Source organism: Gaiella sp. (assembly GCF_035558935.1).
GTDB lineage: Bacteria > Actinomycetota > Thermoleophilia > Gaiellales > Gaiellaceae > Gaiella.
In genome coordinates this window covers 1-10,230 of the sequence record NZ_DATMBZ010000091.1, presented here as the reverse complement: position 1 = coordinate 10,230, position 10,230 = coordinate 1, and the positions used below count along the sequence as shown (strand labels likewise).

At 72.8% G+C, this 10,230-nt stretch carries 10 protein-coding genes and 1 pseudogene; 6 read left to right on the top strand and 5 right to left on the bottom strand.

The window, feature by feature from the left end; translation table 11 throughout:
- Window positions 1-507 (bottom strand): annotated as a pseudogene (locus VNM44_RS08820) (hypothetical protein); the annotation flags it as partial.
- A 91-nt stretch (window positions 508-598) separates the two neighbouring features.
- On the opposite strand from VNM44_RS08820, the gene VNM44_RS08815 reads away from it, so the two are divergent.
- Genes VNM44_RS08815 through VNM44_RS08800 form a run of 4 tightly spaced genes read left to right on the top strand, consistent with a single transcriptional unit; the run spans window position 599 to window position 5,079 of the window.
- Window positions 599-1,177 carry a 2-oxoacid:acceptor oxidoreductase family protein gene (locus tag VNM44_RS08815; protein WP_325625177.1) on the top strand — a complete coding sequence of 193 codons (579 nt, stop codon included), beginning with the start codon at window positions 599-601 and terminating at the stop codon, window positions 1,175-1,177.
- Window positions 1,170-2,429: a transketolase C-terminal domain-containing protein gene (locus VNM44_RS08810; protein ID WP_325625175.1), complete on the top strand. Its 1,260-nt coding sequence runs from the start codon at window positions 1,170-1,172 to the stop codon at window positions 2,427-2,429. Before VNM44_RS08815 ends, VNM44_RS08810 begins: the two co-directional genes overlap by 8 nt.
- Entirely contained in the window at window positions 2,429-3,433 is a 1,005-nt protein-coding gene (locus tag VNM44_RS08805; protein WP_325625171.1) for a thiamine pyrophosphate-dependent enzyme, read from the top strand. Before VNM44_RS08810 ends, VNM44_RS08805 begins: the two co-directional genes overlap by 1 nt.
- Window positions 3,430-5,079, top strand: a complete 1,650-nt coding sequence (locus tag VNM44_RS08800; protein WP_325625169.1) for an NAD(P)-binding protein — start codon at window positions 3,430-3,432, stop codon at window positions 5,077-5,079. The genes VNM44_RS08805 and VNM44_RS08800 overlap by 4 nt, the downstream gene beginning before the upstream one ends.
- Before the next feature lie 51 nt (window positions 5,080-5,130).
- Here VNM44_RS08800 and VNM44_RS08795 read toward each other — a convergent pair whose 3' ends face one another.
- From VNM44_RS08795 to VNM44_RS08780, 4 genes are read right to left on the bottom strand one after another with little or no spacing between them, the layout of a single operon-like run.
- Window positions 5,131-6,039, bottom strand: coding sequence for a Ku protein (locus tag VNM44_RS08795; protein ID WP_325625167.1), 909 nt, complete (start codon window positions 6,037-6,039; stop codon window positions 5,131-5,133).
- A gap of 4 nt (window positions 6,040-6,043) precedes the next feature.
- On the bottom strand, window positions 6,044-7,183 hold the full coding sequence (locus VNM44_RS08790; RefSeq protein ID WP_325625165.1) for a carboxylate-amine ligase: 1,140 nt from the start codon (window positions 7,181-7,183) through the stop codon (window positions 6,044-6,046).
- The gene (locus VNM44_RS08785) at window positions 7,180-8,241 is read right to left on the bottom strand and encodes an FAD-dependent oxidoreductase (RefSeq protein WP_325625161.1); all 1,062 of its coding nucleotides are present in this window, start codon (window positions 8,239-8,241) and stop codon (window positions 7,180-7,182) included. Before VNM44_RS08785 ends, VNM44_RS08790 begins: the two co-directional genes overlap by 4 nt.
- A gap of 3 nt (window positions 8,242-8,244) precedes the next feature.
- Window positions 8,245-8,928, bottom strand: a complete 684-nt coding sequence (locus VNM44_RS08780) for a VOC family protein (protein WP_325625159.1) — start codon at window positions 8,926-8,928, stop codon at window positions 8,245-8,247.
- Between the two features lie 53 nt (window positions 8,929-8,981).
- On the opposite strand from VNM44_RS08780, the gene VNM44_RS08775 reads away from it, so the two are divergent.
- The gene (locus tag VNM44_RS08775; RefSeq protein WP_325625156.1) at window positions 8,982-9,704 is read left to right on the top strand and encodes an ABC transporter ATP-binding protein; all 723 of its coding nucleotides are present in this window, start codon (window positions 8,982-8,984) and stop codon (window positions 9,702-9,704) included.
- Window positions 9,701-10,230 (top strand): ABC transporter permease (locus VNM44_RS08770; protein WP_325625153.1); only part of this gene is annotated, 530 nt, incomplete at its 3' end. The genes VNM44_RS08775 and VNM44_RS08770, both read left to right, overlap by 4 nt.

The following is a 10,230-nucleotide window of genomic DNA, read 5'->3' as shown; positions in this document are numbered from 1 at the left end:
GTCCTCCCGCTGCCGGGTGTGCGCCGGACGCTTCGCGGGGGCGACCGCGCCGGCCATCGCCTCGAAGCCCGTCGCCTCGACCGGCTCGGTCAGCCGGCCGCTCGTCAGGAGCTTCGGGTCGGCCGCGGCGGCCGACCGGAGAGTCGTCGCGACGTCGCGCACGACGGCGTCGGAGGCCGTGCGGCCCTCGGCGGCGAGCAACTCGCGGCCCGCGCGCACGAGCTCGTCGGCGGCAGTCCGGAAGCGCTCGTCCGCCTCGGGCGTCCCCTTCCTGATCCCCTCCGCGGCGCCGACCAGGGCACGGACCTCGTCGCGCCGTTCGCGCGCGAGCCGGTTGACGACCCACGCCGCCAGCACCGGCTTCCGCAGCGCACCGACCTCGGTCGCCTCGTCGCGACTGCCGTCGGCGCGCAGCCGCCGGGCGAGCGCGTCGCGTTCCTTCGTGAAGTCCGCGAGCGGGAGCCCGTAGAGCCGGTCGATCTCGCCGTCGAGGCCCCGCGTGCTCACGCGAGGAGCGTAGACCGCGCGGAGAACTACCGACCACGACCCCGCGGGCGCGCTGATGCGCACGAGCCCGCTCCTGGCCGACCATGACAGCGTGTTCGAGATCCGCATCCACGGTCGCGGCGGCCAGGGAGTCGTGACCGCCGCGGAGCTGCTGTCCGTCGCCGCGTTCACGGAGGGCTCCAACGCCCTCGCGTTCCCGACGTTCGGGTCGGAGCGCACGGGCGCGCCCGTCACGTCCTTCTGCCGCATCTCCGACCGGCCGATCCGCTCGCGCGAGCCGATCGTCGAGCCCGACGCGCTCATCGTGCAGGACCCGACGCTCCTGCACCAGGTCGACGTCTTCAGCGGAGCGGGGGCCGACGCGTACGTGTTGATCAACACCGGGCGGACGCTCGACGAGCTCGGGCTCGGGGACCTCGTCGACCGGTTCCGGGTCGAACGCCTGGTCACCGTCCCGGCGAGCGAGCTCGCGCGCGAGCATCTCGGCCGGCCGCTGCCGAACGCGGCGCTCCTCGGCGGCTTCGCGGCGCTGACCGGCGTCGTCTCGATCGATTCCGTCGCCGGCGCCATTCGCCGGCGCTTCGCCGCCGCGACCGGCGAGGGCAACGTCGCCGCGGCGCTCGCGGCCTACACGGCGGTCCGGGAAGGAGCGGAGGTGGCCCATGCGTGACCAGCTCGAGGGCTCGCTCGCGATCGCACAGGCGGTCGCGCGGTGCCGGCCCGAGGTGATCAGCGCCTACCCGATCTCGCCGCAGACGCACATCGTCGAGGGGCTCTCCGACATGGTGCGGACGGGCGAGCTCGCGCCCTGCGAGTACCTGCTCGTCGAGTCGGAGTTCGGGGCGATGTCCGCGGCGATCGGCGCGTCGGCCGCAGGGGCGCGCGCGTACACGGCGACGTCGAGCCAGGGCCTCCTCTACATGGCCGAGGCGCTCTACAACGCCTCCGGGCTGGGGCTGCCCGTCGTGATGACGCTCGCGAACCGGGCCATCGGCGCGCCGATCAACATCTGGAACGACCACTCGGACGCGATGTCGCAGCGCGACTCGGGCTGGATCCAGCTCTACGCCGAGTCGAATCAGGCGGCCATCGACCTCCACGTCCAGGCGTTCAAGCTGGCGGAGGAGCTCTCGCTGCCGGTCATGGTCTGCATGGACGGGTTCGTGCTCACCCACGCGGTCGAGCCGCTCGAGGTTCCCTCGCAGGAGGAGGTCGACGCGTTCCTCCCGGCCTACGAGCCGCGGCAGGTGCTCGACCCCGACGAGCCCGTGACGATCGGGGCGATGGTCGGGCCCGAGGCGTTCACCGAGGTCCGTTACCTCGCCCACGCGAAGCAGATGCAGGCGCTCGACCTCGTCCCGGAGATCGCGTCGGAGTTCGCGTCGTCGTTCGGCCGCCCGACGGGCGGCCTGCTGCGCCGCTACCGGACGGAGGGCGCGGAAACGATCGTCGTCGCGCTCGGGTCGGTGCTCGGCACGATCGAAGACGTCGTCGACGAGCTCCGTGACCAGGGCGTCAAGATCGGCGCACTCGGGATCACGTGCTTCCGCCCGTTCCCGCTCGACGAGATCCGCGAGGCGCTCGCGGACGCCGACCGCGTCATCGTCGTCGAACGGGCCTTCGCGGTCGGCGTGGGCGGCATCGTCGGGCAGAACGTCCGCCTCGCGCTCGCGGGGGTCCCTCCCGTGGTCTACGACGTCGTCGCCGGGCTCGGGGGCCGCGCGGTCACGCGCCGCTCACTACTCGCGCTGATCGAGGAGGTACAGGAGGGCTGGATCGAGCCGAACCGGCTCCACTTCCTCGACCTGGATCGGCCGCTCGTCGAGCGCGAGCTCCAGCGGCTCGCGGAGAAGCGGCGCTCCGGGCCGCACGCGGAGAACATCCTGCGTGACCTCGGCATCGTCGCGGGGAGGTCGCATTGATGGCGCACCGGCCGGTCAAGTTCTTCCAGGTCGGGAGCTTCGCGGCCGGCAACCGCCTCCTCGAGGAGGACGAGCGGACCGTGCAGGCCGATCGCGAGCGCACGAACGCGCTGACGAAGGGCCATCGCGCCTGCCAGGGCTGCGGCGAGGCGCTCGGCGCGCGCTACGTGCTCGACGCGGCGATGCGCGCCACCGAGGGCCGTCTGATCGCCGCGAACGCGACCGGCTGCCTCGAGGTCTTCTCGACGCCCTACCCGGAGTCGTCGTGGCAGCTGCCGTGGGTCCACTCGCTGTTCGGCAACGCCCCCGCCGTCGCCTCGGGTGTCGCGGCAGCGCTCAAGGCGAAGGCCCGCTCCGACATCCGGGTGATCGGCCAGGGTGGCGACGGCGGCACGCTCGACATCGGCTTTGCGTGCCTCTCCGGCATGTTCGAGCGGAACGACGACGTGCTCTACGTCTGCTACGACAACGAGGCCTACATGAACACGGGCGTGCAGCGCTCGGGCGCGACGCCTCCCGCAGCGCGCACGGCGACCACGAAGCCGGTCGGGCCCGAGCCGGGCAACGCGTTCGGCCAGGGCAAGAACGCGGCGCTCATCGCGATGGCCCACGAGATCCCGTACGTCGCGACCGCGACGGTCGCCGAGCTGCACGACCTGGAGGCCAAGGTCGGGCGCGCGATGGAGTTCCACGGCGCCCGCTACCTCCACGTCTTCGTCCCCTGTCCGCTCGGCTGGGGCTCCGCGTCGAAGGACACGATCCAGATCGCGCGCCTCGCGAAGGAGACCGGCCTCTTCCCGGTGTTCGAGGCCGAGGACGGCGAGGTCGTCTCCGTCTCGAAGATCAGGCGGCAGGCGCCGGTCGAGGACTACCTGCGGCTCCAGCGCCGGTTCGCCCACCTGTTCGGCGACCCGCCGCGGACGGACGTGATCGAGCGGCTGCAGGCGATCGCCGACCGGAACATCCGGCGCTTCGGCCTGCTGGAGGAGGTTGTCGTCGCATGAACAAGCCGTTCGCGATCACGCTCGACGTCGGCTCGAGCCTCGCCAACAAGACCGGGAGCTGGCGCACCGAGCGTCCCGTCTACCGCGACCTGCTGCCGCCCTGCAACAACGCCTGCCCCGCCGGCGAGAACATCCAGGCCTGGCTCTTCGAGGCCGAGGAGGGGGGCGAGGGCTACGAGCGGGCCTGGCGGAAGCTGATGGAGGACAACCCCTTCCCCGCCATCATGGGCCGGGTCTGCTACCACCCGTGCGAGACGGCGTGCAACCGCGCGCAGCTCGACTCGGCGGTCGGGATCAACGCGGTCGAGCGGTTTCTCGGCGACGAGGCGATCGCGCAGGGCTGGACGGTGACGGCCGACGCCGCTGCGTCCGGCAAGCGCGTGCTCGTCGTCGGCGCGGGCCCCTCGGGCCTCTCCGCCGCCTACCACCTCGCGCGGCTCGGCCACGACGTCACGGTGCGAGACAGCGAGGAGGAGGCCGGCGGGATGATGCGGTGGGGCATCCCGCGCTACCGCCTGCCGCGCGAGATCCTCGACGCCGAGGTCGACCGGATCGTCTCGCTCGGCGTGACGCTGGAGCTCGGGGTCAAGGTGACCGACGTCCTCGGCGCGATGCGTGACGAAGGGTTCGATGCCGTCTTCCTCGCGGTCGGCGCGCACATCGGAAAGCGCGCGTACGTCCCGGCGGGGGAGGCGGCGCGGATCCTCGACGCGGTGACGGTGCTGCACTCGATGGAGGGCGAGGAGAAGCCGCTCCTCGGCCGTCGCGTGGCCGTCTACGGCGGCGGCAACACGGCGATGGACGTCGCCCGGACAGCCAAACGGCTCGGCGCGACGGACTCGGTCGTCGTCTACCGGCGCACGCGAGACCGGATGCCCGCGCACGACTTCGAGGTCGAGGAGGCCGAGGAGGAGGGCGTGCGCATGAAGTGGCTCTCGACCGTGAAGCGCGCCGACGCGGGCGTCCTCACGATCGAGCGCATGGAGCTCGACGAGACGGGCTTCCCGCAGCCCACCGGCGAGGTCGAGCAGCTCGAGGCCGACTCGCTCGTACTGGCGCTCGGCCAGGAGTCCGATCTCGCGCTGCTCGAAGGCGTCCCGGGCATCGAGGTCGACGACGGCGTCGTCCAGGTCGGCCCGAACCTCATGACCGGCCATCCGGGGATCTTCGCCGGCGGCGACATGGTGCCCGCCGAGCGGACGGTGACCGTCGCCGCAGGTCACGGCAAGAAGGCCGCACGGCACATCGACGCGTGGCTCCGCGGCGGGGCGTACGACGCGCCGCCGAAGCACGGGCTCGCCGAGTTCGACGGTCTCAACACCTGGTACTACACGGACGCGCCACGGTCGGTCCAGCCCACGCTCGAGCTCGCGCGACGGCGCGCGACGTTCGAGGAGGTCGTCGGCGGGCTCGACGAGACGACCGCGCTGTTCGAGGCGCGCCGCTGCCTTTCGTGTGGCAACTGCTTCGACTGCGACAACTGCTTCGGCGTCTGCCCGGACAACTCCGTGCTCAAGCTCGAGGGCCGGGACCGCGAGGCCGCGGGCCGCGGCTACGCGTTCGACTACGACTTCTGCAAGGGCTGCGGGATCTGCGTCGCGGAGTGCCCGTGCGGCGCGATCGAGATGGTGCCCGAGACGATCTAGCGTCCGCGGCCGATGCTTGGTGTCCGACTTCGAGTCGGACACCACGCGTCCCTACACGGCCTCCAGCGCCTCGACCAGCTCGTCCTTCGTCATCGACGAACGGCCCTCGATCCGGGCCTTGCGGGCGCGCTTCTCGAGCTCGGTCTTGCTCAGGTCGGCGAGCGACCCGTTCCCGCGGCGCGCCCGCTTGCCGTTTCGGCTGTGCGCCGCGACGCTCGCCCGCAGCGCCTCGAGCAGGTCGGCCGGCGCCTCGCGCTCGGCCTGCGGCTCGACGTGCACCTCCTTGCCCTTGCGCTTGCGCTCGATCACGCGCAGCAGCGCGGTGCGATACGTGTCCTCGTACTTCTCCGGCTCGAACGGCCCCCGGAAGCGGTCGATCAGGTCGAGCGCCATCGCGAGCTCCTGCTTGCCGACCTTTGCCTTGCGCGGCGCGATCTCGTCCGTCGGGCGAATCTCGTCGGCGAAGAACATCTTCTCGAGCACGAGCAGCCCGTCCCGGATGCGGAGGCACCCGAGCTGCTGCTTGTCGCGCATCACGTACGTCGCGATGCCGACCAGGCCGGAGTGCTCCATTGCCTGGACGAGCAGCGCGTACGTCTTCTCGCCTCCCTTGGCGGGGCCGAGGTAACTGGAGCGCTCGAAGTAGATCGGGTCGACCTCGTCGACGTCTACGAAGTCCTGGATGTCGATCGTCCTGTACGTCTCCCCCGCGGCCGCCTCGAGGTCCTCGTCGGTGACGTAGACGTACTCGCCCTCCGAGACCTCGTAGCCCTTCACGATCTCGTCGTCCGGCACGGGCTTCCCCTCCTCCTTGCAGATCTTCTCGTAGCCGATCCGCGAGTCGTCCTTCTCGTGGAGGAGGTGGAAGCGGACGTCCTGCTCGTCGATCGCGCTGTACATGCGCACCGGAACGTTGACGAGCCCGAACGAGATCGAGCCGGACCAGATCGCGCGGGGCATGGCATCACCTCACGGTCGACGACGCTTCACGGCGGTCTACCCGCGGCGCCCCGGCGGGGAAACGCCCGGCCGAGGCGGCCGTCTCGCCGACGAGCTCGGCCAGGACGCCCGACATCCCGCCGGCCGCGTACGCGGCGCGCCTGCGCCCCGCACCGCCGGCCTCGGCGAGCATGGCGATGCCCTCCAGCGCGTCCTCGTCCCCGAGTGCCCTCGCCACCGGACGGAGGCGTGCGACCGTCTCGCGTGCGACGTCGGCAAGGGCCCGCGGCGCGCCGCCGTCGAGCACCGTCGCCGCGGCGCCGTCTCGGGCGGCGCGGAAGGCGGACCACGCGAGTGCCTCGCTGGGCGGGTCGTCGTCGTCGGGCCTGCGCTCCGCCGCCTCGACGACGAGCGCGCGCACGAGCGCCCCGAGCGCCGCCGCATGCTCGACCGTCGCCTGGCTGTCCATCTCGCGCAGCTCGATCGTCCCGTAGCGAGGGTGGAGCCGGAGGTCCCACCAGAGGAAGGTCGCGTCCCCGAGCCCGGCTGCCGTGAGCGTCGCGTCGGCGAGCTCCTCGAGGTCGCGCACGTCGCGGAGCGCGCGCGGGATGCCCTTGCCCGGATACGCGCGCGCGAGCGCAAAGCGCGCGCTCGCAAGGCCCGAGTCGACGCCGAACCAGAAGGGGCTGTTCACCGCGAGGCCTACGAGGAGCGGCACCTGCCGACGGAGCGCGTTGAAGGCGCGGACCGCGACCCGCTCGTCGGGCAGGCCGACGTGGACGTGGAGCGCCGACTCGGGCGTCCGCCGCAGAAGCCCGCGCACCTCGTCCGCGACGACCGCGTACCGGCTCCCCTCGACGAGCTCCGCCGACCCGAAGGGCGCGGCGGGATGGAGGCCGCTTCCCATGAGTGTCGCGCCGTGCTCGGCGGCGACGCGCCGCAGCCTCGCAAGGGCCGCCGCGGCGTCGCCGACGGTCGCGGACGGAGGCGAGCGGAGCTCGAGCTGCGCCGCGTATGCATCGTGGCCTGCGGCGCCCGCCTCGACGTCCATCGCGGCGAGCACGTCCTGTGCGCGGGGGACGAGGTCGTGCGTGTCGGGGTCGACGAGGAGCAGTTCCTCCTCGATCCCGACCGTGAAGCCGGAGCCGAAGGCGAACCCGCTCATCGGCCCTCCAGAGCGGACGCCGCCGCGATACGGCCAAGGACGAGCGCGGCCGCGAGCCCGCTCGCGTAGCCGCCCGTCGCGATGCCCCCGACGTCGGCGCCTGCGGCATAGACGCCCGGTGCGGCGCGCGCGAAGCGGTCGACCGCAAGGCCGCCGAGGGTCGTCGTGATGCCCGCCACGACCTCGACGGCGACCCCGTCCGCGAAGCGGCGCACGGGCGCGCCCGCGCGCACCGCGCCGTCGACCATCTCGCCCACCGTCCGGTCGCGGACCCGCGCCGCGAGCTGGGCGGCCGCGACGCGGTAGATCCCGCGCGCTCCGCGCTGCCGCGCGAGCCACTGCACGACGTCGATCTCCGACCAGGTTCGCGGCTCGTACCGCTCCCCGGCGACGCTCTCGACGACGGCGTGACGGGCGTAGAGCTGCGCCAGCTCGACGAACTGCGTCTCGGGGATCCGCGCCGGCGGCGCCGGCATCGCGCGCCCGTACAGCTCGCCCATGCCGTTCGTCGTGGACGCGCCGGCGTCGAGCCCGAGGCGGAGGCCGTCGCCCGTGCTCCACGGCGCCGCGCGGAGGAACAGGCCGTCCGCCTCGGGCGTGATCCAGCGGCGCACGAGGTCGCGGTTCGCCTGAAAGCCTCCCGTGGCGAGGACGACAGGCGCTCCGTCCGCGATCTCGCGAAGCGGGTCGCGGAGCCGGAGCTCGCCGCCGTGCGCCGTCAGCGCGTCCACCAGCGAGCGCGTGTCGAAGCGAAGGCCGACCGTGCGCGGATTGCCGGTCGAACGGTCGAGAACCCGCGCACCGAGGCCCTCGAGCCAGGCGAGATCGTCGTCGAGCCGCTCGTGAACGAGGCTCTGGAGCTCAGGCGTCCCGTCGGGGCACTCCCGGCGAAAGTCCTCGAACCGTCGATACCGCCAAACCACGCCGCTCGAGAGCAACATCGAGCCGCCGGGCCGGTCGCCCTTCTCGTGGACGACGACGCGGGCGCCGCGCGAGGCGGCCTCGGCCGCGGCCACGAGGCCGGCCATGCCGGCGCCTGCGACGACGAGATCCGGCATGGCTCAGGTGAGCGAGAAGCCGGGCTTGTGCTCGACGTACTCGAGCCGGATCCGGTCCGGGCCGACGAGGAAGACGGCGCGCGTGTTCGGCGCGTCCACGACGTCGTCGATCTCGAGCCCGCGGGCGCGCGCTTCGCGCTCGACGGCGCCCGACTCTTCGACGAGGAACGCGAGGTGGTTCAGTAGCGGGCTCTCGCCCTCGCGCGCGTCGCCCCGGCGCAGCTCCACCTCGCGGTCGGCGACGCCGACGTTCTCCCCGCGACGCTCGAGGCCCAGGTCGGCGAGCGCCGCTGCGGTCGCGTCGGGGTCGGGCACCCGGAGCACGACGTGGTCGAGGTCGGGCATGCCCGACGAATCGCTCGCGACGAGGCCGAGCGGCAGGCCGTCGGGTGCCTCGAGACGGAGCTCGTACCCGCCGTTCGCGACCTCGTGCCCCGCCGCCTCGAGCCGCTTGCGCACCTCGTCGACCGCCGGGACCCGCAGGACGATGCGCTCGAGCACCCCGCGCTGACGCGGCCCCTGCGCTTCGAAGAGCGTCAACTTGCCCTCGCGCGCGTCGCCGCCGACGAGCGTGAACGCGTCCGTGCGTTGGATCTCGTGCATGCCGCAGCACTCGGTGAGCAGTCTCGCAACGCCGTCCCGGTCGGACGTCCAGAGCGCGACGTGGTCGAGGGCCGTCACGTTCACCTCGTGGGTGTACCCGCCCTCATCCGGGCGCGAACATCCGCTAGAACTGCTCGGTGACCGACGGGCGCGCCGTCGAGGTCGACCGCCTACGCGTCGTCCGCGGCGGGCGCGATGCCCTGGCCGGCGTCACGCTCGACGTCCGGCGCGGGAAGGTGACGGGGCTGCTCGGACCGAGCGGGAGCGGGAAGTCGACGCTGATGCGCGCGATCGTCGGCACGCAGGTCGTCGAATCCGGATCGGTGCTGGTCCTCGGATCGCCGGCGGGGACGCCGTCGCTCCGCCGCAGGGTCGCCTACACCACCCAGTCTCCGGCCGTCTACGACGACCTGACGGTGCGGGAGAACCTCGACTACTTCGCTCGGCTCCTGCGAGCGCCGCGCGCGAACGCCGGCGAGGCGCTCGAGCTCGTCGGGCTGGGCGCGGACGTCGGCCGCGTCGTCGGCCGCCTGTCCGGAGGACAGCGCTCGCGCGTGTCGCTCGCGACCGCGCTCGTCGGACGGCCCGACCTCCTCGTCCTCGACGAGCCGACCGTCGGCCTCGACCCGGTGCTCCGCCGCGACCTCTGGCAGGCGTTCGCGCGGCTGGCCGACGGGGGCGCGACGCTGCTCGTGTCGAGCCACGTGATGGACGAGGCCGAGCGCTGCGACGAGCTCCTGCTGCTCCACCAGGGACGCCTGCTGGCACGGGGGACGACCGGGGAGCTGCTGGCGCGAACCGGTGCGGAGGGCATGGACGAGGCGTTCCTGCGACTCATCGACTCCGGGGACGAGGCATGAGCTGGGCCGGGCCGGCGACGGCCGCGCGCGTGCTCCGCCAGCTACGGCGCGACCCACGCACGGTCGCGCTCCTCCTCGTCGTGCCGTGTGTCCTCGTGGCGCTCCTGAAGTACCTCTTCGTCGACAAGCCGGAGGTGTTCGACCGGATCGGCGGCCCGCTGCTCGGCCTGTTCCCGTTCATCGCGATGTTCGTCGTCACGTCGATCACGATGCTGCGGGAGCGCGTCACGGGGACGCTCGAGCGGCTGATGACTCTGCCGCTCACGCGGTTCGACCTCGTGGCCGGCTACGGCGCGGCATTCGCGCTCGCCGCGGCCGTGCAGGCGACGCTCGTCTCGCTCGTCGCGTTCCTCCTGCTCGGCCTGGACACCGCGGGCCCGCCGTGGCTGATCGCCACGCTCGCCGTCGGGAACGCCGTCCTCGGAAGCACCCTCGGCCTCTTCTCGAGCGCGTTCGCACGGACGGAGTTCCAGGCCGTCCAGTTCATGCCCGCGTTCGTGCTCCCCCAGCTGCTCCTCTGCGGCCT

Coding starts and splice junctions, on each gene's coding strand:
- VNM44_RS08805 (WP_325625171.1), top strand. CDS start 2,429: ATGGCGCACCGGCCGGTCAAGTTCTTCCAGGTCGGGAGCTTCGCGGCC.
- VNM44_RS08785 (WP_325625161.1), bottom strand. CDS start 8,241: ATGCCGGATCTCGTCGTCGCAGGCGCCGGCATGGCCGGCCTCGTGGCC.
- VNM44_RS08795 (WP_325625167.1), bottom strand. CDS start 6,039: ATGCCCCGCGCGATCTGGTCCGGCTCGATCTCGTTCGGGCTCGTCAAC.
- VNM44_RS08800 (WP_325625169.1), top strand. CDS start 3,430: ATGAACAAGCCGTTCGCGATCACGCTCGACGTCGGCTCGAGCCTCGCC.
- VNM44_RS08790 (WP_325625165.1), bottom strand. CDS start 7,183: ATGAGCGGGTTCGCCTTCGGCTCCGGCTTCACGGTCGGGATCGAGGAG.
- VNM44_RS08810 (WP_325625175.1), top strand. CDS start 1,170: ATGCGTGACCAGCTCGAGGGCTCGCTCGCGATCGCACAGGCGGTCGCG.